22 protein-coding genes are annotated in these 22,966 nt (G+C 69.9%); 16 read left to right on the forward strand and 6 right to left on the reverse strand.

Features of this window, described 5'->3' with window-relative positions:
* Positions 1-5: 5 nt before the first annotated feature.
* Genes H036_RS0109605 through H036_RS0109630 form a run of 6 tightly spaced genes read left to right on the forward strand, consistent with a single transcriptional unit; the run spans position 6 to position 5,283 of the window.
* On the forward strand, positions 6-1,034 hold the full coding sequence (locus H036_RS0109605) for an amidohydrolase family protein (RefSeq protein WP_017934575.1): 1,029 nt from the start codon (positions 6-8) through the stop codon (positions 1,032-1,034).
* A gap of 1 nt (position 1,035) precedes the next feature.
* The gene (locus H036_RS0109610; protein ID WP_026145923.1) at positions 1,036-2,298 is read left to right on the forward strand and encodes a Rieske 2Fe-2S domain-containing protein; all 1,263 of its coding nucleotides are present in this window, start codon (positions 1,036-1,038) and stop codon (positions 2,296-2,298) included.
* Positions 2,295-2,948: an RraA family protein gene (locus tag H036_RS0109615; RefSeq protein WP_017934577.1), complete on the forward strand. Its 654-nt coding sequence runs from the start codon at positions 2,295-2,297 to the stop codon at positions 2,946-2,948. Before H036_RS0109610 ends, H036_RS0109615 begins: the two co-directional genes overlap by 4 nt.
* Before the next feature lie 6 nt (positions 2,949-2,954).
* Positions 2,955-3,602: an RraA family protein gene (locus H036_RS0109620; RefSeq protein WP_017934578.1), complete on the forward strand. Its 648-nt coding sequence runs from the start codon at positions 2,955-2,957 to the stop codon at positions 3,600-3,602.
* Positions 3,602-4,240, forward strand: coding sequence for a 4-carboxy-4-hydroxy-2-oxoadipate aldolase/oxaloacetate decarboxylase (locus H036_RS0109625; protein WP_017934579.1), 639 nt, complete (start codon positions 3,602-3,604; stop codon positions 4,238-4,240). The genes H036_RS0109620 and H036_RS0109625 overlap by 1 nt, the downstream gene beginning before the upstream one ends.
* Positions 4,237-5,283, forward strand: a complete 1,047-nt coding sequence (locus H036_RS0109630; protein ID WP_017934580.1) for a PDR/VanB family oxidoreductase — start codon at positions 4,237-4,239, stop codon at positions 5,281-5,283. The genes H036_RS0109625 and H036_RS0109630 overlap by 4 nt, the downstream gene beginning before the upstream one ends.
* Before the next feature lie 38 nt (positions 5,284-5,321).
* Here H036_RS0109630 and H036_RS0109635 read toward each other — a convergent pair whose 3' ends face one another.
* Positions 5,322-5,639 (reverse strand): hypothetical protein, encoded by a 318-nt coding sequence (locus tag H036_RS0109635; protein WP_017934581.1) that lies wholly within the window; start codon positions 5,637-5,639, stop codon positions 5,322-5,324.
* Between the two features lie 99 nt (positions 5,640-5,738).
* Between H036_RS0109635 and H036_RS0109640 the strand changes: the two genes are divergently transcribed.
* Genes H036_RS0109640 through H036_RS0109665 form a run of 6 tightly spaced genes read left to right on the forward strand, consistent with a single transcriptional unit; the run spans position 5,739 to position 13,162 of the window.
* Positions 5,739-7,325, forward strand: a complete 1,587-nt coding sequence (locus H036_RS0109640; RefSeq protein WP_017934582.1) for a thiamine pyrophosphate-dependent enzyme — start codon at positions 5,739-5,741, stop codon at positions 7,323-7,325.
* A 21-nt stretch (positions 7,326-7,346) separates the two neighbouring features.
* The gene (locus H036_RS0109645; protein ID WP_017934583.1) at positions 7,347-8,528 is read left to right on the forward strand and encodes an acyl-CoA dehydrogenase family protein; all 1,182 of its coding nucleotides are present in this window, start codon (positions 7,347-7,349) and stop codon (positions 8,526-8,528) included.
* 1 nt (position 8,529) lies between these two features.
* The gene (locus H036_RS22365; protein ID WP_036487843.1) at positions 8,530-9,663 is read left to right on the forward strand and encodes a citramalate synthase; all 1,134 of its coding nucleotides are present in this window, start codon (positions 8,530-8,532) and stop codon (positions 9,661-9,663) included.
* On the forward strand, positions 9,664-10,908 hold the full coding sequence (locus tag H036_RS0109655; protein WP_017934585.1) for a CaiB/BaiF CoA transferase family protein: 1,245 nt from the start codon (positions 9,664-9,666) through the stop codon (positions 10,906-10,908). It begins immediately after the preceding gene.
* Positions 10,908-12,389 (forward strand): aldehyde dehydrogenase family protein, encoded by a 1,482-nt coding sequence (locus H036_RS0109660; RefSeq protein WP_017934586.1) that lies wholly within the window; start codon positions 10,908-10,910, stop codon positions 12,387-12,389. The genes H036_RS0109655 and H036_RS0109660 overlap by 1 nt, the downstream gene beginning before the upstream one ends.
* Entirely contained in the window at positions 12,386-13,162 is a 777-nt protein-coding gene (locus H036_RS0109665; RefSeq protein WP_017934587.1) for an enoyl-CoA hydratase/isomerase family protein, read from the forward strand. Before H036_RS0109660 ends, H036_RS0109665 begins: the two co-directional genes overlap by 4 nt.
* A gap of 45 nt (positions 13,163-13,207) precedes the next feature.
* Here the strand turns inward: H036_RS0109665 and H036_RS0109670 are convergent, their stop codons facing one another.
* The 5 genes from H036_RS0109670 to H036_RS0109690 all read right to left on the reverse strand — a co-directional run bounded on the left by H036_RS0109670 (position 13,208) and on the right by H036_RS0109690 (position 19,054).
* Positions 13,208-14,155: a 3-carboxyethylcatechol 2,3-dioxygenase gene (locus tag H036_RS0109670; protein ID WP_017934588.1), complete on the reverse strand. Its 948-nt coding sequence runs from the start codon at positions 14,153-14,155 to the stop codon at positions 13,208-13,210.
* On the reverse strand, positions 14,152-15,867 hold the full coding sequence (gene mhpA, locus H036_RS0109675) for a bifunctional 3-(3-hydroxy-phenyl)propionate/3-hydroxycinnamic acid hydroxylase MhpA (protein WP_017934589.1): 1,716 nt from the start codon (positions 15,865-15,867) through the stop codon (positions 14,152-14,154). The genes H036_RS0109670 and mhpA overlap by 4 nt, the downstream gene beginning before the upstream one ends.
* Positions 15,868-15,876: 9 nt before the next feature.
* Positions 15,877-16,737 carry an alpha/beta fold hydrolase gene (locus H036_RS0109680; protein WP_017934590.1) on the reverse strand — a complete coding sequence of 287 codons (861 nt, stop codon included), beginning with the start codon at positions 16,735-16,737 and terminating at the stop codon, positions 15,877-15,879.
* A gap of 102 nt (positions 16,738-16,839) precedes the next feature.
* Positions 16,840-17,775, reverse strand: coding sequence for a flavin reductase (locus H036_RS22370; RefSeq protein ID WP_081615502.1), 936 nt, complete (start codon positions 17,773-17,775; stop codon positions 16,840-16,842).
* Between the two features lie 22 nt (positions 17,776-17,797).
* Positions 17,798-19,054, reverse strand: a complete 1,257-nt coding sequence (locus H036_RS0109690) for a hypothetical protein (protein WP_017934592.1) — start codon at positions 19,052-19,054, stop codon at positions 17,798-17,800.
* A 195-nt stretch (positions 19,055-19,249) separates the two neighbouring features.
* On the opposite strand from H036_RS0109690, the gene H036_RS0109695 reads away from it, so the two are divergent.
* From H036_RS0109695 to hpaH, 4 genes are read left to right on the forward strand one after another with little or no spacing between them, the layout of a single operon-like run.
* Positions 19,250-20,641: an MmgE/PrpD family protein gene (locus tag H036_RS0109695; protein WP_017934593.1), complete on the forward strand. Its 1,392-nt coding sequence runs from the start codon at positions 19,250-19,252 to the stop codon at positions 20,639-20,641.
* A 26-nt stretch (positions 20,642-20,667) separates the two neighbouring features.
* A complete protein-coding gene (locus tag H036_RS0109700) occupies positions 20,668-21,246 on the forward strand; it encodes a VOC family protein (protein WP_017934594.1) in 579 nt (192 codons plus the stop codon).
* Complete coding sequence (locus H036_RS0109705; RefSeq protein WP_017934595.1) at positions 21,239-22,138, forward strand: alpha/beta fold hydrolase; 900 nt, start codon at positions 21,239-21,241, stop codon at positions 22,136-22,138. The genes H036_RS0109700 and H036_RS0109705 overlap by 8 nt, the downstream gene beginning before the upstream one ends.
* Positions 22,135-22,956 (forward strand): 2-oxo-hept-4-ene-1,7-dioate hydratase, encoded by an 822-nt coding sequence (gene hpaH / locus H036_RS0109710; protein ID WP_017934596.1) that lies wholly within the window; start codon positions 22,135-22,137, stop codon positions 22,954-22,956. The genes H036_RS0109705 and hpaH overlap by 4 nt, the downstream gene beginning before the upstream one ends.
* Positions 22,957-22,966: the final 10 nt, after the last annotated feature.

A 22,966-nucleotide genomic window follows, 5' to 3' on the forward strand; every position in this document is an offset into this window, starting at 1 on the left:
CTGAGATGACCTATCAGGACTACCTCGTCCTCGACGTGCACGGGCACGTCTCGGTGCCGCCTGCCGCCAACAACATGGTGGTGCAGATGCTCGGCTCGAACCAGCCGATGCCGAGCAACGTCGGCCAGAGCGTCACGCCCGGAAAGGGCCCGACCGAGGCCGACTTCCGTGCCACCGCGCAGGGCCACGTCGACTACCTCGACGCCCGCAACATCGACGTCCAGGTGATCGGCCCGCGGCCGTTCCTGCAGTTCGGCTGGATGGAGCCGCACATCACCCCCGGCTGGGCGGCGTACGTCAACGACATGATCGCCCAGCAGGTGAGCTTCTTCCCCGACCGCTTCGTGGGGGCTGCGCAGCTGCCGATGCACGTCGAGCACGCTGACACCAAGCACGTGCTCAAGGAGCTCGATCGCTGCGTCAACGAGCTGGGCTTCGCTGCGGCGTACCTCTCGCCCGACGTCTCCGGCACGCGACTCCAGCCGGGTCTCGACGACCACTGGTTCGACGACCTCTACGAGGCCTGCGAGGGCTACGACATCCCGCTGATCGTGCACGGCACGAACACGCTCGACCCGCGCTTCCGCGGCGTACCGATGAACTACCAGCTCGCCTTCCTCACCGAGCAGTACCTCGCCGGACAGTTCCTCTCCCACGGCGATGTCTTCGAGCGCTTCCCCAAGCTGCGCGTGATCATCTGCCACTGCGGTGGGGCACTCGACCGCTTCATCCCCACCGACAAGCACATCGCGCAGAAGGACCTGTCGGAGAACCTCTTCTACGACTCCTGCGGCTATGACCTCGACTTCCTCGAGGCCGCGCTCAAGCAGCGCGGCGTCAACCGGGTCGTCTTCGGCACCGAGGCTCCCGGCTCCGGTGGCGCCGTGCGACCGGAGACAGGGCGTACGTCGGACGATCTCGTGCCGGTGCTCGACTCGTTCGCGTGGCTCACCGACGCCGACCGCCGCGCGATCTTCCACGACAACCCGCTCAAGGTCGTTCCCGGCTTCAAGACCGCGATGAAGGAGGCCTGACGTGCTTAGCGTCGAGGACAACGAACTGCTCACTCGCACCGGTCGGGGCACGCCCATGGGCGAGCTCTTCCGCCGGTTCTGGATCCCGGCCCTGCTCTCCTCGGAGCTGCCCCAAGGCGGCGCCCCCGCGGTGAAGGTGCAGCTCCTCGGCGAGAAGCTGATCGCCTTCCGCGGCGCCGGCGGGCGCATCGGGCTGCTCGAGTCGCGTTGCCCGCACCGGCACGCGAACCTCTACTGGGGGCGCAACGAGGACGACGGCCTGCGTTGCGTCTACCACGGCTGGAAGTTCGGCTTCGACGGTGCGTGCATGGACATGCCGGCCGAGCCGAGCGACTCCGCGTACAAGGACCGGGTCAAGGCCGTCGCCTACCCGACCCACGAGGCCGGTGGCATCGTGTGGGCCTACCTGGGACCGGCCGAGCACCAGCCCGACTTCCCGGACCTGGAGTGGACCACGCTGCCCGAGGACCACCTCTACGTGACCAAGCGCCACCAGCGCTGCAACTACTTCCAGAACGTCGAGGGCGAGCTGGACACCGCACACGTGCAGTTCCTGCACCGCGAGCTGAACAAGAACCACACCTTTACCCCGCAGAAGGTCTTCGACGAGGCCGAGAACCCCGAGTACACGATCGCCGAGACGCCGGTCGGCATGCTCGCGATCGCCCAGCGCGCCCTGCCCGACGGCAACAACTACTGGCGGATCACGCCGTTCTGCATGCCGTCCTTCACCACCGTCCCGACCGCGCCCGGCAACCGGTTCACGTTCACCGCCGCGGTCCCGATCGACGACACGTCCATGTGGGGCTTCACCGTCACGTGGGCGCCGCGTCCGCTCACCGACACCGAGCTGGAACAGGACCGGTCCGGGATGCGCCTGCACGTCCTGACCGAGCCCGACTTCACGCCGGTGGCCAACATGGACAACGACTACCTTCGCGACTTCGAGGCGATGGCCACGGAGAACTTCACCGGGATCATGGGCATCCGCTCCCAGGACCTGCCCGTCCAGGAGGACCAGGACGGTCCCATCTGCGAGCGCCAGGGCGAGCACCTCGGCACCACCGACCGCGCGATCGTCGCCGCCCGCCGGCTGATGCTGCGCACGGCGAAGGCTCTCGCCAAGGGTGTCGAGCCGACCCAGCCGACCGCGGCTGCGGCGTACCGGCAACGCTCCTTCGCCGGCGAGGGCGCCGGCGACGTCGCGTGGAACGTGCTCTTCGACCAGGTCCAGTCCGAGGCCGCCCCCGTGGTGCACGCATGAGTGAGCTCCTCGACCGGCTTGCCGCGCTCGACGTCTGCTCGCTCTCGGATGCGATGGACGCGCTCGGCCTCGACGGCGCCGTCGACGGCCTCGGCCCCCTCTGGGAGGGGGCGCGGGTCGTCGGACACGCCGTCACGATGAAGCTGGCCGAGGGGCCCACTCCGGCGACCGCCACCCCGGTCCACCTCGGCGCACGCGCGGTCGGCCTGGCCGGCCCGGGCCGGGTCATCGTCGTCGACAACGGCGGGCGCGACTCCATGGGCTCCTGGGGCGGCCTGCTGTCGTCGGCAGCCGTCGCCCAGGGCGTCAGTGGCGTGGTCACCGACGGCGCGTGTCGCGACGTCGACGAGGCACGCGAGCTGCGCTTCCCCGTCTTCGCCCGCCGCGGGGCGGTGCGCACGGCCCGTGGCCGCGTCCACGAGGTCAACACGGGAGCGCCGGTCTCGCTCGCCGGCGTCACCGTGCATGCGGGCGACGTGGTCGCCGCGGACGGCAGCGGCATCGTCATCATCCCGGCCGCGGACGCCGAGCGGGTGGCCGAGAAGGCCGAGGAGCTGCTCGCCCGGGAGCGCACGATGCTCGCCGCGCTGCAGGCGGGCGTGCCCGCCGTCGAGGTGCTCGACGGCACCTATGAGAACGCACTGAAGTGAGGACCCATGACTGACCTGGCGCGGCTTGCCGAGCTCGGCACCGCCACCATCTCCGACGCACTCGATCGCCTCGGCCTGCCGGGTTCGGCGCACGGCATCGCGCCGCTGCGGACCGGCACGTCGTTCGCCGGCCCGGCGTTCACCGTCCGCTACGTGCCCGCCGGCGACCCCAAGGGCACCGTCGGTGACTTCGTCGACGAGGTACCCGAGGGTGGTGTCGTCGTCATCGACAACCAGGGTCGCACCGATGCCACGGTGTGGGGCGACATTCTGACCACGTACGCCGACAAGCAGGGCATCGCGGCGACCTGCATCTGGGGAGTGTGCCGCGACGTGCGCGTCGCGCTAAGCCTGAAGTACCCGCTCTACACGCACGGGAAGTTCATGCGCACCGGCAAGGACCGCGTCGAGGTCGCCGATCAGCAGGTGCCGGTCGCGCTCGGTGACGTACAGGTGAGGCCCGGCGACATCGTGGTCGGCGACGATGACGGCGTGGTCGTGATCCCTGCCCACCGGCTCGACGAGGTCGGCAGGATCGCCGAGGACATCGGCGTGACCGAGGATGCGATCGCGGCGGCCGTGGTCGAGGGCATGTCGATCAGCGACGCCCGCGCCAAGTACGGGTACCACACGCTGCAGCGCAAGGAGGCGTGATGACCGCTCTGGTCGCCTCATCGCCGGCTGTCACGGACGACCAGCTCCGGGAGCTCGCCGCCTTCGGTACGTCGACGATCTACGAGGCCTCCGGCCTCGACTGCGCCCTCGACCCCGCGCTGCGGCCCATCTACACCGGCGCCCGCCTCGTCGGGCGGGCTCTGCCGGTGCGGACCCATCCGGCCGACAACCTCCCGCTGCACCTCGCCCTCGAGCACGTTCGGCCCGGCGACGTGCTGGTCGTCGACGGCCGCGAGGAGCTGTGCGGCTACTGGGGCGAGGTCCTGGCCGTGGCCGCGCAGGCCCGCGGCGTCGCCGGCCTGGTGATGGACGGCGGGGTGCGCGACATCCTCGAGCAGCAGCAGCTGGGCTTTCCGGTCTTCTCCCGGGGCATCTGCATGCGCCGCACCGGCAAGAACTTCCCCGGCATCGTCGGTGAGGCCATCACCGTGGCCGGCGTGCACGTACAGCCCGGCGATGCGGTCGTGGCCGACGCCGACGGCATCGTCGTCCTCCCCGCCGAGGCGGTCGGCTCGACGCTGGTGGCCTCGCGCGCCCGCATCGAGAAGGAGGCCGCGTTCATGGAGCGGCTCCGCGGCGGTGAGCTGACGCTCGACCTCTACGGGTTCCGGCGATGACCGCCTTCGCCGTCGCGGCAAGCGAGAACGACCGGTTCGCGCTGCGCACGATGGTCGTGCGGCAGGTGCGCTGGGAGGCCGAGGGCGTCATCTCGATGCAACTGGCCTCGCCGGACGGCTCACCGGTCCCCGTGTGGAGTCCCGGCGCCCACATCGACGTGGTGCTGCCCTCCGGCCTGGTGCGGCAGTACTCGCTGTGTGGTGATCCAGCGGACAGGACGTCGCTCACCGTGGCAGTGCTGCACGAGCGCAACGGCCGCGGCGGCTCGCGCGAGATCCACGAGACCCAGCTGGTCGGCCGCACCGTCGGCGTACGCGGCCCGCGCAACCACTTCAAGCTCCGCGCGGCCGATGAGTACCTGCTCATCGCCGGTGGCATCGGTGTCACTCCGCTGTTGGCCATGGCTCGCCACCTCGATGCGCAGGGTGAGGCCTGGCGACTCGTGTACGGCGGACGCTCGCGCGCCTCGATGGCCTTCCTGGGCGAGCTGGCCGCGTTCGGCGGTGCGGTGCGGGTCGTGCCGCAGGACGAGGCGGGGCTGCCCGACCTCGACGCGGTCCTGGACTCCGCCTCCCCGGGCACCGAGGTCTACTGCTGCGGTCCCGAGGGACTGCTGCGGGCCGTCGAGGCAGCGGGGGCCGCCCGCGCGATCCCCGTGCACGTCGAGCGGTTCGGTACCGCCGGGCCCGCGGCCGTCGTCGCCGAGCCGGCTGCTGCGGTCGCCGAGCGGGGTGATGCGTCCGGAGAGTCGACAGGCTCGGTCGCCGCTCGGGCCGGAGCGTTCGAGGTCGAGCTGCGGCGCACGGGCATCACCGTCGATGTCGACCCTGACCGCACCATCCTCGAGGCGGTGCGCGAGCACCTGCCCGAGGTCATCTCCTCGTGCGAGGAGGGCTTCTGTGGCGCATGCGAAACGCGGGTCATCGAGGGCATCCCCGAGCACCGCGACCAGGTCCTGGACCCCGTCGAGCGGGAGAGCAACGAGACCATGATGATCTGTGTCGGCCGCTCCTGCACCCCGCGTCTGGTCCTCGACCTCTAGGGCCCCGGTCGAGCCGCCTCGTCCCGTCGGGCGAGGACTCAGAGCCCGGCCGCGAGCTCCCGCAGGATGGCAGCGGCCTCGGGGCAGCGGCCGTCGGGGATGAGGTCGTGGGCCTCCCAGAGCCGGGAGTGCAGGGAGCGCCAGCGCGCGAGACCGGACGGGTCACCGGCCAGCTCGGCCTGACGGACCTGGATGTCGACGAGCGTCCACAGCGCGTCGATCTCGCTCTCGCGATAGATCTGGTCCTCGAACGACGTGGCCTCATCGAGTCGCTCGGCGATCTCCAGCAGCGTCGCCGGCGCGAGCTCGGTGACCTGGTAGATCCGGTTGCGGGCGGAGCCGATCTCGGTGTCCATGCCAGTCAACCTAGGCGCGGCGCGCACCTGTGGCAGCGCAACTTCCACTGGGTGCGACCAGGCCCGCGGGCGGCCGCGTCAACGCCGACGATGATCGACATGGCAACGGTGCGCGACGCGGTCTTCGAGGCCCTCCGGCAGCTCGAGCTGACCACCATCTTCGCCAACCCCGGCTCTACCGAGGTGGCGCTCCTCACCGACCTGCCGGAGGACATCGACTTCATCCTGGCGCTGCATGAGAGCTCCGTCGTCGCGATGGCCGCCGGTCACGCCCTGGCCACGCGCACACCGAGCCTGGTGCTCCTCCACACCACTGCCGGCTTCGGCAACGGCGTCGGCGCGATCGCCACGGCTCGCACCAACAAGGCGCCGATGGTGGTGCTCGTGGGCCAGCAGGATCGCCGCCACCTCGCCTCCGAACCGTTCCTGGCCGGTCACCTGGCGGGGCTGGCGGGCGACTACCCGGTGTCCGTCCGGACCCCCGACAACGCCCAGGCGGTCCCCGCCGCGATCATCCGCGCCTATCACGACGCCGCGCTCCACCGCGGTCCCGCGGTCGTCATCGTGCCGATGGGCGACTGGTTCGAGCAGGCCGAGACCGAGGCGCTCCCCGCGGCGCCCGTCGAGCTGCGCCGCAGTGCCGCCGCCGATCCGGTCATCGGCCAGCGCCTCGCCGACACCCTCCTCGCAGCGAAGAGTCCGGTCCTCGTCGCGGGCCCGACGGCCGACGACGCCCAGACCTGGGCCGCACTGACCACCCTCGCCGAGAACCTCGACGTACCCGTCTGGCAGTCGTGCTCGGCCAGCCAGGCCGGCTTCCCCGGCGATCACCCGCGCTTCCAGGGGCACCTGCCGCAGCTGCGCGACGAGCTCCGCAAGACCATGGCCGGCCACGACGTCATCCTCGTCGTCGGTGCGCCCGCGTTCCGCCAGGGCACGTTCCGCAGCGGCGCCTTCGTCGAGCACGGCACCACGGTCCTGGTCGTCACCGACGACCCCGACGAGGCGGGCTACAGCTCGGCCGACCTGGCGGTGCTCGGTGACGTCCGCGCTGTCGCGGTCGATCTCGCCGCCCGTGTCCCCGAGCAACCACGCCGCGCCCCGGCCGTGCCGCCGCGCGCGGTACACACGACGGCTCCCGAGGTGACCAGCCCGCTGCGTGCCGCACACGTGTACGCCGAGGTGGCGGCGAGACTCCCCGCGGAGTCGACCGTGCTCGAGGAGAGCCCCTCGACGCGCGCTCAGCTGCTCGACCTCATGCCGGCCCGTGCGCCGTTCGGGTTCGTCACCATCGCCCAGGGCGGCCTCGGCTTCGCGCTGCCGGCCGCGACCGGCATCAAGATGGCGCTCCCCGAACGCCCGGTGGTGGCGATGGTCGGCGACGGCGCCAGCCTCTACGGCATCCAGGCGCTGTGGAGCGCCGCCCAGTACCGCATCGGAGCCCTCTTCGTGATCCTGCACAACGGCGGCTACGCCGTGATGGATCGGCTCGCCGCGGTCCAGGGCGGCACCGGCCCGTGGCCCGGCTTCCCGGAGATCGACCCGGCGATGCTCGCGCAGGGTCTCGGCTGCCCGAGCCGCACCATCACCAGCCACGAGGAGCTCCTCGCCGTACTCGACGAGGTCATCCCCACGCTGGGCACGCGCACCGAGCCCCTGCTCCTCGACGTGTACGTCGAGGCCTGACCCGACCGAAAGGACACCGACATGGCCACGGACTGGCTTGCCGACGACCAGCTGAACGAGGACCAGGATGCGATCCGCGACGCGGTCTCCGACCTCGCGCAGAAGTACGGCAACGACTACTGGAACGAGGTCGGCCGCGAGGGTCGCTATCCCGACGAGTGGGTCAAGGAGCTGTCGGACGCCGGCTGGCTGACCATGCTCATCCCCGAGGAGTACGGCGGCGGAGGCGCAAGCATCAACGAGTCGTGTGTGGTGCTGGAGACCCTCAACCGCTGGGGCAACAACGCCAACGCGATCCACGCACAGATGTACCAGATGGGCGCAGTCCTGCGGCACGGCAGCGACGAGCAGAAGCAGAAGTGGCTCCCGCAGATCGCCGACGGGTTGCGGCTGCAGTCCTTCGGTGTGACCGAGCCGGACGCCGGCACCGACACCACCCGCATCCGCACCTTCGCCGAGCGCCAGGGCGACCACTACGTCGTCAACGGGGGGAAGATCTTCACCTCCCGGTTCCAGCGCACCGACCTGATGCTGCTGCTGGTGCGCACCACCCGCTACGAGGACGTCGCGAAGAAGACCGACGGCATCTCGGTCCTGCTCGTCGACACCCGCGAGGCCCGCGAGAACGGCCAGATCGACGCCAGGCCGATCCCCATCCTGGGCGGTCACCACACCAACCAGCTCACCTTCACCAACCTCAAGGTGCCGGTGGAGAACCTGATCGGCGAGGAGGGCGAGGGCTTCAAGGTCATCCTGTCGGGGATGAACTCCGAGCGGATCAGCGCCGCTTCGGAGTACATCGGCTCGGGTCTCTATTTCATCGACCGCGCCGTGCAGTACTCCAAGGAGCGCGAGGTCTTCGGCCGGCTGATCGGCTCGAACCAGGGCATCCAGTTCCCGATCGCGCAGGCGTACACCCAGCTCAAGGCGGCCAGCGTGATGCGCTGGCAGGCCGCGAAGCTCTTCGCCGAAGGCAGTCGCGACGGCTTCTACGCCAACACGTGCAAGCTGCTCTCCGCCGATGCGCAGTGGGCCGCCGGCAACGCCGCGATGGACACCTTCGGGGGCATGGGCCTGACCGAGGAGTTCGGCATCGCGCGCAAGTTCCAAGGTGCCCGAGGCGCGCTCATCGCCCCGATCAGCCGCAACCTGATCCTGGCCGGCATCGCCCAGCGCGACCTCGGCATGCCGCGCTCGTACTGACATGCGGCCCGATGTGGAGATCGTCGAGGAGGGCATGCGCGAGGGCATGCAGATCGAGAGTGCCTCGATCGCGCTCGACGACAAGCTGCGCCTCCTCGACGCGCTGGGACGCACCGGGCTGGCGAGCATCAACGTCGGCTCCTTCGTCAGCCCGAAGTGGGTGCCGCAGATGGCGCAGATGGACGAGCTGCTCGCGCGGTTCGAGCCTGTCCCGGGCGTGCACTACTTCGCGCTGGCGCTGAACCAGCGCGGGGTCGAGCGCCGCCAGGAGTACGTCGGGACCAAGCTGGCCGCCGAGCCGCAGATCGGCGTCACCAGCGTCCACCTCTGCGACGTCTTCGTGCAGCGCAACACCGCCAAGACCCAGGCCGACGAGCTGGCCACGATTCCGGCCCGGGTCGCCCGCGCGGTCCAGGACGGGGTCGGTGAGGCGTCGGTGCGGATCAACGCCGCCTGGGGCTCCAACTGGCTCGGCGGGTTCTCGCTCAACGACCGGTTGGCCATGATCCAGCGCCAGGTCGAGGCGTGGGACGAGGCCGGCATCCCGGTCACCCACACCTGGATCGGCGACCCGATGAGCTGGAACACGCCGCGGGCCGTCGAGGAGACCCTCGCGGCGATCGTCGAGCGCTGGCCCTCGATCACGACCTTCCACCTGCACCTCCACGACGGACGCGGCATGGCGCTCCTGTCGGCGTACCAGGCCTTCCGGACGCTGGACGAGCGGCACACGCTGGTCCTCGACGCGAGCATCGGCGGGATGGGCGGCTGCCCGTACTGCGGCAACGGCCGCGCCACGGAGATGATCCCGACCGAGGACCTCGTGCACCTGCTCGAGGCCGAGGGCGTGCAGACCGGTGTCGACCTGGCCGCCCTGATCGGGGCCGCACACCTGGCCGAGGAGGTCGTCGGCCACGAGCTCTACGGCCACGTCAGCAAGGCCGGCCCGCGCCCGGGACCAGAAGAGCTCTACCCGATGGACATGCCACTCGTGGAGACCATCGAGCAGGCGCAGCACTTCCGCCTCGGACCTTCGGTCTACGACGGCTGCCCGAGCCCGTGGCGTGCCCCGATCACCTCCGCGGCCCGCGACAAGATCCGCGACCCGATCCGCGACACGATCCAGGAGAACTGAATGGACCCCCTGATCCCCACCGGCGACCGGCCAGGCTCGCTGCACGGGCTCCGCGTCATCGAGATCAGCACCAGCGTGGCCGGTCCGATGGCCGCGATGATCCTCGGCGACCTCGGTGCGGAGGTGGTCAAGGTCGAGCGCGTCGGCGCCGGCGACGACACTCGCAGCTGGAACCCGCCGGCCTGGAACGGCGTCAGTACCGCGTTCCTCGGGCTCAACCGCAACAAGCGCAGCCTCGAGCTCGACTACAAGACGCCGCAGGGCAAGCAGATCCTCGAGGAGCTGGTGCGCAGCGCCGACGTCCTGATCCAGAACCTGCGTCCCGGTGCGATCGAGGCGGCCGGCTTCGGCTGGGAGCGGCTGCAGGAGCTCAACTCGCGACTCGTCTACGTCGAGATGACCGGGTTCGGTCCCCTCGGCCCGATGGCGGACGAGCCGGCGTACGACCCGGTCGTGCAGGCCTACTCCGGCATCGTCGCGATGATGCCGCAGGGCGAGGACGGCCCGACGCGGGTGCCGCTCTCCATCCTCGACAAGGGCACCGGCATGTGGGCGGCGATCGGAGCCCTCGATGCACTGCGCCGCCGGGAGCAGACCGGCACCGGGAGCCTGGTCAACGTCTCGCTCCTCAACACCGCGCTCGACTGGGTGGGCGGCTCGATCATGAACGCCAGCGCCGGCAACAAGCGCGAGAAGCTCGGCTCCGGCTTCCCGGGGATGGTCCCGTACGGCGCGTTCCCGGCACGCGACGGCCACGTCTTCATCTCCGCCGGCAACCAGAAGCTGTGGCTGCAGCTCGTCGCGGCGGTCGGCGCGCCCGAGCTCAACGACCGCGCCGGCTTCGGCAGCAACGGCGACCGCTCGGCCAACCGCGCCGAGGTCGAGGCGGCGGTCGCTGGGGTCACCTCGCGCTTCGGCCGTGACGAGCTCAGCGAGCTGCTCACCGCAGCACGGGTCCCGAACGCTGCGATCCGTGCTGCCGCCGAGCTGCCGTCCGACCCGCAGGTCCAGGCGATCGGCGGCATCCGGGCGATGCCCCACCCCCAGATCCCGGAGTTCGCGACGGTGGCCCTCCCGATCCAGATCGACGGGGCGCTGTTGCCCCTCCAAGGCGCACCTCCGCTCCTCGGCGCGGACAGCGCCGCGATCCTGGCCTCCCTCGGCTACGGGGAGGACGAGGTCGACCGGCTGCTCGCCGAGGGCGTCGTGGGAGCCACTGAGGTCCCGGCGTCGGTGGCCGGCTGATGTCACTCCTGGAGCAGTCCCGCTGGGAGGGCAGGCTCTATGCCGGCGCCTGGCGCGATGCCTCGACCACCCTGGCGGTCGTCGAGCCGGCCACGGGACACACGCTGGCCCGGGCCGGAGCCGCGACCGCCGCCGATGTCGAGACATCGGTGGCGGTCGCGGTGGAGGTGCAGCGGGCATGGGCCGCTGCGCCGTACCTCGAGCGCAGCCGGGTCCTGCGCCGCGCCGCCCAGCTCTTCGTCGAGTACGCCGACGAGATCGGCGAGTGGGTCGCCCGCGATGCCGGCCAGGTCATCACCGCGGCTCGGAATCAGGGCCCGAACGCTGCCGAGGAGTGCTTCCAGGCCGCGGAACTGGCGAGCATGCCGTACGGCGAGATCCTCCGTTCCGCGCAGCCCCGTCTCTCGCTCTCGCGCCGGCTCCCGGTGGGCGTCGTCGGCGTGATCGCGCCGTTCAACTCGCCCATCACCCTGGCGGTCCGCTCGCTCGCGCCGGCCCTCGCGCTCGGCAACGCGGTGATCCTCAAGCCCGACCCGCGCACCGCGGTGGCCGGTGGCGTGGTCTTCGCCCGGATCTTCGAGGAGGCCGGCCTGCCCGCCGGCCTGCTGCACGTCCTGCCCGGCGGCGCCGAGGTGGGGGAGGCGCTGGTCACCCACCCACGGGTGCCGGTGCTGGCGTTCACCGGCTCGACCGAGGCCGGCCGGGCCATCGGGGTCGAGGCCGCCCGCCGGCTCAAGCGGGTGCACCTCGAGCTCGGCGGTAACTCCGCCCTGATCGTCCTCGACGACGTCGACGTGTCCGCCGCGGTGGCCGCCGGTGCGGCTGCCACGTTCCGCCACCAGGGCCAGATCTGCATGGCGACGGGGCGGCACCTCGTGCACGCCTCCGTCGCCGACGAGTACGCCGCCGGCCTCAGCGAGCTCGCCGCGGCGATGCCGGTCGGTGATCCGATGTCTGCGCGTTCGGCGCTCGGGCCGCTCATCGACGAGCGGCAGCGCGACCGGGTACACGCCCTCGTCACCGCCAGCGTCGACGCGGGCGCCAGGCTGGCGACCGGTGGCAGCTTCGAGGGCCTCTTCTACCGGCCGACCGTCCTGACCGGGGTCGATGACGCCACCCCGGCCTATGCGCAGGAGGTCTTCGGGCCGGTGGCGCCGGTACGAGCCTTCCACGACCTCGACGAGGCCGTGCGGCTCGCCGCAGACTCGCCCTACGGGCTGTCGCTGGGCATCCTGACCCGCGACGTGATGAGGGGACTGGCGCTCGCCGAGCGCGTGCCGACGGGCCTGGTGCACATCAACGACCAGACCATCAACGACGAGCCGGTGATCCCGTTCGGCGGCCTCGGCGACTCCGGCAACGGTGCCCGGCACGGTGGCCACGCGGCCAACCTCGAGGCGTTCACCGAGCAGCAGTGGGTCACCGTCCGTGGCGACGTGCCGCTCTATCCGAATCCGACGAAGAAGAAGGCACAGGCATGAGCGAGACGCTCCAGATCGAGGACCACGACCACATCCGCGTCCTGCGGCTCAACCGTCCCGAGGCACGCAACGCGCTGAGCGGCGAGCTCAACGATGCCCTGGTCGACGCGCTGGTGGAGGCCGACCACGACCCGTCGGTGTGGGTCGTCGCGATCACCGGGGAGGGCACCGCGTTCTGCGCCGGCGCGGACCTGAAGAGCGCCCGCGACATGGCCGATCAGGGCAAGCCGTTCTACGGCCCGCTGCACAACAACCGCCGCAGCCTGATGGAGGTGATGATCGACACCCGCAAGCCGACGGTCGGCATCATCAACGGCCCGGCGCTGGCCGGCGGCATGGAGCTCGCGCTCTCCTGCGACCTGCGACTGTGTGCGCCGACGGCGTTCTTCGGCGTACCGGAGGCCAAGCGTGCCCGTGGCGCCCACTTCGCCTCGGTGATGCTGCCGGTGACGGTGCCGCCGGGCATCGCGATGGAGTGGCTCTACACCGGCCGTCGCATCCCGCTCGACGAGGCGGAGCGCTGGGGCCTGGTCAACGCGGCGCTACCGGGTGAGGATCTGTTGGCCGAGGCGCTGACCTGGCTCGCAGACGTCGTCTCGTCGGCGCCCCTCTCGCTGCAGCGACTCAAGCTGACCTACCGCAAGACGGCCGGGATGGCGCCGCATGCCGCGATCCGGCTTGACGCCGGCCCGGACGTCTACCTGTCCGAGGACCAGAAGGAGGGCGCCCGCGCCTTCCTGGAGAAGCGCGAGCCGGTGTGGCGGGGCCGTTAGCACGGCTTCGCGGGGCCCCGGCACGGAGCCCGCGAAGCCGTGACCTCAGCGGACGCTGCGCGCGGTCATCACGCCGAAGCCGGCGATGTACTCGCGGATCGGGCGGTAGTACGAAGAGGTCACCTCATAGGCGCCACCCGCCGAGCTGAGCGCCGCGAACGCGGCGACCCACGTACGGACCTCGTGGGCGGAGTTGCCGGCGTCCGCGGCCATCTGGCCCGGCGTCATCGCGTCGATCGAGGTCAGGTCGCCGGACGCCAGCTTGGCCATCAGGGCCCGGTCCCACTCGGGGTTGAGGTCCTGGATAGTGGCGGTGCCGGCGGCGAACGCCTTTCCCGCGTTGATGACGTTCTGCTGGCGGGCGTCGCGGGCCGCGGCGGTGGGATGGCGACCGTTGAGCAGCAAGGCGCGCTGCTGCTCGTTGGCGGAGGCCCACTGCGGAACCGGCGGGTCGTGGGAGAGGCCGCCCGAGCCGATCACCAGGACGCGTTCGTCCTGGAGCGTGGCGAGGAACGACCCGATCGCCTCGCCGAGCCGGCGCACCCGGCTCATCCTCACGAACGGCTTGGCGACGCTGTTGACGAAGACGGGGATGGTGGGCACGGTGTCGATGCCACCGAAGAGGATCTCCAACGGCTGGATGGCACCGTGGTCGATCTCCATCTTGCGCGAGATCGCGATGTCGAGGTCGCTGTCGGCCACCCACTCGGCGAGTCGTTCGGAGAGCTCGGTCGGCACGGTGAGGGGTCCCTCGGCGGTGCCGTAGTCGCCCACGCCGAGCGCCTCGTAGCCGATGCAGAACGGCGGCATCAGGTCGTAGAAGAAGCCGTTGTAGTGGTCGGGTGCGAACGAGACCACCAGGGTCGGGTCGTAGTCGCGCACGAAACTCCGCGCCGTGGCGAAGGCGTCCTCGACCTCGGCCTTGACCTCCGCCGGCGGGTCGTTGAACTCCAGCAGGGGACTGTGTGACATGGTCACGAGCGCCAGGCTCATGCGCCGCCTCCTTCCGTCGTGGTGGTGCGGTAGGCCGCGGCGGCCAGGACGGCGCCGAGGGCCTGGGAGGTCTGTTGCGCCAGGCAGGCGGCGGCCACGAAGTGGTCGGGCCGCAGGATGACGGTGCCGCAGGCACGGGTGTCGAACCAGTCCTTCAGCCGGCCGGTGGGGTCACCGACGACGGTGACGGGCACCGGGGAGTCGGCGAACCGCTTCTCCGCCCAGGGGCGCTGTGTCTCGGGCATGAACGCGACCAGCCTGATGCCGTGTCTCTCCACCGCCGCCAGCTCCTCGGGGCCGAGGAACCGCGCCGGGTTGTTGCCCCAGGCCGCGATCGTCCACCAGTGGCCGGTGACCTCGTCGAGGAGGGTGTCGGTCTGGGTCGAGGTGTTGACCCTCGGCTGGATGAACTGCAGCCCGACCGGCGAGAGGTCGTGGGCGGCGTCGACGAACGGCAGCAGCTTGGCGCTGCGGTACGTCGGCTGCGAGCTGCCCACGGCCAGGGTCGCCTGGTCGACCACGACACCGGCGGTATAGCGCGGCATCGGCTTGAACCTGAGCTCGGTGAAGTAGCTCTTGATCCGCGGTACGACGTTGAGCGCCCCCATGGTGACGTCGCGCAGCTTGCCGGTGAGGGGCCCGCACTTCATCAGCGCGCCGACGTACATGTTGATGTCGATCATGTCTGCGGCGTGCGGGTGGCGCTCGGCGGTGTAGGTGTCGAGCAGCGCGTCGTCCGCATGCCCGGACAGCACCGAGCTGAGCTTCCAGGCCAGGTTGGTGGCGTCCCGGATGCCGGAGTTCCAGCCCTGGCCCAGCCACACCGGCATCAGGTGGGCGGCGTCGCCGGCGATGAAGACGCGGCCCTTGCGGAAGGAGGTGGCGATGCGGCCGTGGTGGGTGAAGACCCGCTTGTTGATGATCGTGATGGACTCCGGCGAGGGCAGGAAGTGCCCGATCAGCCGGCCCATCCAGGTCGGGTCGTCGACCACCTCGGTCGGCTCGTGGTCGAAGAGCATGAACTCCCAGCGACGGATGCCGTGTGGCAACCCGATGGAGACGTAGGGCCGACGCGGATCGGCGCCGAGGTAGACCGAGGGCGTGCCGATCGGGTCGTCGTCGACGTCGACGACCACCCACCGGGTCGAGGGTGACTTGCCCTCGAACTCCACGCCCATCCACTTGCGGGTCAACGAGGATCCGCCCTCGCAGCCGACGGCGTACGTGCCGGTGATCGTGGCGGTGTCCGTGACCTGGCCCTCGGCATCGAGGCGTTCGGCGGTCACCACCACGTGGTCACCGCGGTCCTCGAGGCCGACGACGCGGTGGTTGAAGCGCAGTTCGGTGCCGGCGAAGCGGTCGAGTCCGGCGGCGAGCTCCTTGTCCACCAGTGGCTGGATGAAGCCGTGCTTGCGTGCGAAGCCGAACTCGTCGGTCCTCGGTGCGTTGGTGGCCAGCACCTGGCCCTTGCCGTTGACGAACCGCACGACGTGGTTGGGCACCGTGTAGGGCTGGATCTGCGGCCACAGCCCGGTGGCCGCGAGGGTGCGGATGGACTCGTCGTCGAGGCCGACGCCGCGGGGGTACTCGATCAGCTCGGAGCGGGCCTCGAGCACGATGGCGCGTTGGCCGCGGCTGCCGAGCAGATTGGCCAGCGTCAGGCCGACGGGTCCTGCGCCGATGACGATGACGTCGGTGTCCAGGGTGCTCATCGCCGTGCCTCAGCTGTGCCGCAGGAAGTCGACCACGACACGGTTGAACTCGTCCGCGTGCTCGATCATCGCCCAGTGCCCGCAGTGGTTGAGCAGCAGCAGCCGGGCGTTGGGGATGTTCGCGCACAGCCACAGGCTGACCTCGTAGTGCAGCACCCGGTCGTCCTTGCCGTGGATGAGCAGTGTCGGGACGGCGATGTTCGGGATGAGGCCACGGTCGACCTTGATCGGGATCGGGGCGCCGTGGGCCAGGCCCTCCACGTAGTTTTGCAGGTGGTCGGGGCGCGCCAGGGCGGCCTCGGATCGGGCGGCGGTGAGCTCGGGGGTGGCGAAGCGCTCCTTGTCGTAGGTCATGATCTCGACCAGCGCCTTCATGTTCTCCGGGTTGGCGTCCTTGTAGGCCTTGACCAGCACCTTGAGGCCTTCGGAGGGCCCGTCGCCGGCGCTGAACAGGCTCGCCGGGCCGCGGCCGAGCGAGGCGCCCATGGTGACGAGGTGGGTGATCCGCTCCGGGTGCAGGGTGGCGAACCGGATGGCGGTGTGCGCACCCATCGAGTTGCCCACCAGGGCTGCCTTCTCGATGCCCAGGGCGTCGAGGAAGCCGACGAGATCGGCGTCGTGGTCCATGTCGGCGGTGGCCACGGCATCGGAGTCGCCCCAGCCGGGCATGTCCGGCGCGAGGACGTGGAAGCCGGCGTCGGCGATGACGCCGATGTTGCCAGAGAAGTTCGACCAGCCGGTGGCACCGGGGCCGGAACCGTGCAGCAGCACGACGGTCGCGTCGGCGGGATCGCCGGCCTCGTAGTAGCACGCCGCCGTTCCTGAAGGCAGCGTGAGGTGCCGGGTGGCGGCTTCTTTAGTGACGGTCATGATCAATCCGATTCCTGTCTCGACGGGCCGCTCCGTGCGCGGACTTCTACCTGAAAGGCAGGAAGGCTGCGGTCCGGACGGTGGAGTCTCAGTCGCTGTCTTTCAGCGTCCGCACAGCGCGGCGAGCACGCGTTCGGCGGCTGCAAGGTCGTTTGCGGGGATGTTGTCGAGCTGTCTGGCTGTGAACTCCTCCGCGCCTTTCCGGAGTGACGCGCGTCGTGCGAGGCCCTGCTCGGTGAGGCTCCATGTGCCGGTCGCTGCGCGGTTGACGAGGCCCGCCTGCATGAGTTCGGCGAGGCTATCGTCGATGGCCTGTGGCGCGATCGGTGTGGATCGCTGGAGGCCCTCCACCGTGTCGCTGCTGTGTGCGAGGTGATTGAGGATGCGCGTCGCGGTGGGAGTGAGCCCCAGCTGACGCCGATAGGAGTCGAAGAGTGTGGACATGTGCTGCTCGGCGTCGCGCAGGAGCGACATGAAAAGCATCTCTTCGCTGGGCGCTGCCGCGAGCTGGGAAGATCCGGTGTCAGATCGCCGGCCCAGCCAGCCGTACTCGCCCTGCGCGAAGAGAAGAGGCTTGCCCTCGAAGCGTGCGAAGCGCTCGACCCGTCCGACGAGGATGTGGTGGTCGCCGCCATCGACGACCGATTCGGTGGTGCACTCGAACTGTGCGAGGCAGCCGCTCAGGAGTGGGTCGCCGTGGACACCGGCCGACCAGTCGACCTGGCTGAGCGGGTCCTCGTGGGAGCGGCCCAGGGCGTTCGAGACCGCCGTCTGGGCCTCCTCCAGCACGTTGATCGAGAAGTGGCCCGACGACGTGAACGCCGGGGCGCTCTTGGATTCCTTGCGGATCGACCACAGGACCAATGGCGGCTCCAGGGAGACGGCCGAGAACGAGTTGGCCGCCATCGCGTAGCCGCGACCCTCGTGCACGGTCCCGATTACGGTGACGCCGGTGGCGAACTGGCCGAGCGCGCGCCGGAAGGCGCGGCCGTCGGCGGGTGCCCCGTGCTCAGCGGGCGTCTGCATACCGCTCATCATTTCCCCATGGTGGCGACGCGGGTCACTTGTAGTAGGCAAGCGTGCCGAAGTCGCTGAATGGCGCCGGCTCGATGCCGAACATCGTTTTCACCCACTGGCCGGCCGCAAGCTCCTTGCCTGCGGACCCGTGGTTGCGGGCGGCCATCAGATCGCGCATGACCTGCTGAAGAGGGTTGCTGGACGCGGACGCGGCCGCACCAGCGATCGGCCAGAGCAGCGAGAAGGCCTCGAACGAGGTGGCGATGGCGTCTGCCGAGTCGAAGCGCATCCGCATCCGCTCCAGCGGGGTGCTCTCGCCGCCGCGGCAGGCGCGGTCGAACATCTCCGACCAATTCGCGAGCTGGCGCCGCTGGACGTCGTGCACCCGGGTCAGCGCCTCGGCGACCTTGAGGTGGAGGAACGGGTTCTGCGCCGCGGGGGCGCCGGTGCCCTGGCGGGTCAGCCGGACGCGGGACTGCTCGACGAAGGTCTCGATGCCTGACAGAGCCGTGCCGATAGCGGTATTGGCGGGCGTGGCGTTGAACAGGCCGAGCCAAGACATCCAGTAGAGCGGGCGGTCGTTGACAAGCCACCCGGGATTGACGTCGTTGTAGGTGTCAGCGAGCAGGTGGGTGCGGTGGTCCGGGACGAACACGTTGACGAGCGTGAGGGACTTGCTGCCGGTGCCCTTCAGGCCCTCCACCTGCCAGCTGGAGTGGTCGACGGTGACGTCGGTCGACGGGACGACGAAGTTGCGGTCACGACCACCCAGGATCACCCACTGGGCGTGGTCCACTCCGCTGGAGAAGGTCCAGGTGCCGTTCAGGACGTAGCCGTCGGTCACCTGCTCCCAGTGGCCGATGGGGGCGTAGGAGCTCGAGGCTCGGGCGTTCGGGTCGGAGCCCCAAAACTCATCCTGCATCCGCTCATCCATCAACGCGATCTCGAACGCGTGGATGTTGATCTGGCCCGCGATCCAAGCGGCCGCGGCGTCCGCCGTGGCAATACGCATGACGCCCTCGAAGAAGGCAGCTGGGGCCATCTCGAGGCCGCCGTAGCGCTGCGGGGTCAGGGCACGGAACAGGCCGGTGGCGATCATCGCGTCCACGGTGCGCTGCGGGACGCGGCCCTCGGCCTCGGACTCGGCCCGTCCCTCGCGGATCGTGTCGAGGGCAGCGTCGATGGAGGCGAGGAACCGTTCCCCCTCAGCCAGTGCCCGGGCGCGGTAGTCGCTCCAGTCCCGTGTACGCGCCCCGGGGTCGCTCGTGCCGTGCTTCTCGGTCATCATCTCGGCTGCCATGGGGCGGCCTCCTCCTCTAGTCACGATGCCACGTCTCCGGGTCTGTCGGACGGAGCCTACGTTTGGAGAAGTGCGGCTCCCAGAGGGCCTTTCCGGACTGCGGAATGCTCTGGTTCTCAGCCGCGCGGCGCCGCCCTAACGTGCAGTCCGAGCGGCCCGCTGGACCGCGATCGTGACTGCCGGAGGAGACGACCTGTGACCGAACCGCTCGTGGACCGCTTGGCGCGGCATGTGGTCGAGACGCCGTTCAGTGCGTTCGACGAGACCCACCTCCTGGCGGCCAAGAAGCGCCTGATCGACGCCGTCAGTTGCGGTGTCTCCGGCGTGCGCGGGGAGGGCAATGAGCCGTTCCTGGAACTGCTGCGCAGTTGGGGCGGAACGCCGGAATCCTCGGTCCTTGCTGGCATCGACCGCCTTCCGATGGCCCACGCTGCGGCCATCAACTCGCTGCAGACACGGTCCTTCGACTTCGAGGTGTGCGGGCCCGAGCCAGAGGGTGTCAACGAGGGGAAGATGGTGGGCCACGTCGCTAGCAGCATCGACCCGGTGGCGCTCGCTGTCGGCGAGCACCTCGGCTCGTCCGGCGAGGAGTTGCTCGCCGCACTGATCCTGGGAGGTGACGTCGCAGCCCGCATCTCGGTGTCGAACCGCTTTGACTTCGATAAGAACTTCGAGGTGTGTGGCACGTCGAACGCGTTCGGGGCGACCGCCGTCGCGGCACGGCTGATGCGGCTGGACGCTGCCACGTTGAAGAACGCTTTCGGGATCCTGCTCAACTTGATGGCCGGCTCGTTCCAGGGGATCTGGGATGGCGTCCATTCGTTCAAGCTGCCCGGCGCCATGGCCGCGTTCAACGGGATCATGGCCTGCCAGCTCGCTCAGCGAGGGTTCGGGGGTGTCCACGACGCGATCGAGAGCCGGCTCGGGTACTTCACGCTCTACACGCAGGAGCGTTCCCCCGAAAGCATGGTCGCTGGCCTCGGCGAGGTCTTCTACGTCCACGGCCAGCACAAGCTGCACCCGTCGTGCTACGGCAACCACAACCCGATCGACTGCGTCCTGCAGCTCCGCGACGAGCACGAGTTCGCACCCGGAGACGTCACGCTGATCGAGCTGGACGTACCGCCGAACCGGATCGACCACTTCCTCAACCAGGTCCCCACGGCGACCGACCAGCAGCCGAAGTCGCTGTTCACGATCCCGTACGGCGTCGCGAACGCCGTGTATCGCGGTCGGCCCGAGCTTGAGCACTACATCGCGCCCGCCATCTACGACCCGGCCGTCCTCAACCTTGCCGGCCGGGTGAAGCTGGTGCCCAACCTGCCGCTCGGCAACAACCAGGCCAGCCGGATGCGAATCTATCTCGCCGACGGACGGGTGCTCGAGGCCGAGCGCGAGGTGCCCAACGGCTGGTTGCGCAACCCGATCTCGCTGGAGGCGGTCGAGGACAAGTACTGGCGCAACATGACCTTCGCCGGCTGCATCCCCGACGACAAGGCGACCGCAGCGCTCGAGGCGCTGCGCGACCTCGAGAACATCGACTCCGTCACCCCGGTCGTGCGACTGCTCGTCGCGTCCGACGCCTGACCCCCAATCTCCCGGAGGAGAACCACATGTCTGCATTCCACCCCCAGCTCGCCCACCTCGGCATCTTCTGCATCGACCTCGACGCGATGATCGACTTCTACTGCCGCGAGTTCGGCATGGTCGTCTCGGACTCCGGGCTCGGCAAGTCCGGAAAGGCTGGCACGAAGCGTCCGGGTGCCTTCCTCACGGCCGACCCCACCGAGCACCACCAGCTCGCGCTGATCTCGGGCCGCGAGCCCGGGACACCCCCGACCACTGCCCAGATCTCCTTCCGGGTTCCGAGCCTGGCGGAGTTGCGCGCATTCTGGCGCCACGTCGAGGAGACCGGTATCCCGGTCGAGGTCGTCAAGAACCACGGCAACGCCTGGAGTGTCTACATCGACGACCCCGACGGCAACATGATCGAGGTCTACGCCCACTCGCCGTGGTACGTGCAGCAGCCGCTGGGCGAGCCGCTCGACCTCACCCTCGACGAGGACCAGATCATGCGGCAGACCGAGGAGTTGGCCAAGACCGACCCGGCCGCCCGTCCGCGGGAGCAGTGGATTAAGGAGATGGAGGAGAAGCTGGCAGCCGCCCAGGTCTCCTTCCGGTTCGATGTCTGAGCGCAGCGAGGCGCAGCCGTTCCGGAGCATCTGGGGTTACCTCGACACGGTTCCGCACAAGGTCGGCTGGGTCGATGCCGGCGGTGTCTCCACCCGCTACTTGGAGTCCGGCCGGCCCGACGGCCCAGTCGTGGTCCTGCTGCACGGCACCGCCGGGAGCTTGGAGAACTTCTGCGCCAACTACGGGCCGCTCGGCGAGGAGCACCGGGTCATCGGGATCGACATGCTCGGCTGCGGCTATACCGACAAGCCCGACCGCCCCTACCTGATCGGCGACTACGCCGCACACGTGCTGGACGTGCTGGATGTGCTCGCTGTCGACCGGGCAGCCTTGGTCGGCGTCTCGCTCGGGTCCTGGGTGGCGGCACGACTCGCGCACGACGCCCCGGATCGCGTGGCGGCCCTCACCATGATTGCGCCGGCCGGGATCATCGTCGACGCCGAGGCGGAGAAGCAGTTCGGGGCCGACGTACGAAGGCGGCGCACCAACGCCGCGCAGACGCCTACGTGGGAGTCGGTCAGCGAGGCGATGGGGCGGCTGATGCTGGACCCCGCCGATCTGATCGACGACCTGGTCGCGACGCGGTTGCGGATCTACCAGCAGCCCGAGATGGTCGCGGCGATGGGCCACCTGTTGGCCTTCATCGGCGCCGGCCAGGAGCTGTCACACGACGAGTGGCGAGAGATCGCCCAGCCCACGCTGGTCATTGCCGCCGTGAGCGCTTCGAACATGTTCCTGGACAACGCCCGGGCACTGGGCAGGGTGCTGCCCAACGGGACCGTCGTGGAGCTCGAGGGCTGTGACCACTGGGCTCAGTTCGAGCGCGCCGACGCGTTCAATGCCCTCGCTTCGGAGTTCCTGCGCTCCGTGGCCGAAGCGCCGGTCGCATGACCGTCGACATGCGCGCCACTGACATGCCCGCCACCGACGTGCTCGCCGCCGAGCTGCACGAGGCCGAGCGCTCCCGTACCCAGGTGCGGCAGTTCTCGCTGCGCTACCCGCAGATGACGCTCGAGGACGGCTACCGCGTCTCACGGGCCTGGGCGCAGCTCAAACGCGACGAGGGCCAGCGGGTGATCGGCCACAAGATCGGCCTCACCTCCCGTGCGATGCAGGTGAGCAGCCAGATCGACGAGCCGGACTTCGGGACACTCTTCGACGAGATGCTCTACGAGTCCGGTCATCCGATCCCGCGCGAGCGCTTCATCAGGCCGCGCATCGAGGTGGAGCTCGCCTTCATGTTGGGCACGCCGCTCGAGGGACCGCACGTGACCATTGCGGACGTCCTGCGCGCCACCGAGTACGTCGTACCGGCGCTCGAGATCATCGACGCCCGCATCGAGCAGCACGACCGCGCGGAAGGCACGCCTCGCAAGGTGGTCGACACCATCTCCGACAACGCGGCGAACGCGGGCATCGTGGTCGGAGGGCGGCCGATGCGGCCGGACGACCTCGATCTGTGCCGCACCGGAGCGCTGTTGTTCCTCAACGGAGTCGTGGAGGAGTCCGGTCTGGCCGGGGCCGTCCTGGGTCACCCCGCGAACGGCATCGCCTGGTTGGCCCGGCGGCTATCGCGCTTTGAGGAGGGGCTGGAAGCCGGACAGCTGGTCCTCGCTGGCTCGTTCACGCGGCCCGTCCCGCTCGAGCGCGGCGACACCGTGCATGCCGACTACGGTCAGTGCGGCGCGGTCACCTTCACCCTCACCTAGGCAGGAGCTG

The sequence above is a fragment of the Nocardioides sp. Iso805N genome (assembly GCF_000364605.1).
Taxonomy (GTDB): Bacteria; Actinomycetota; Actinomycetes; order Propionibacteriales; family Nocardioidaceae; genus Nocardioides.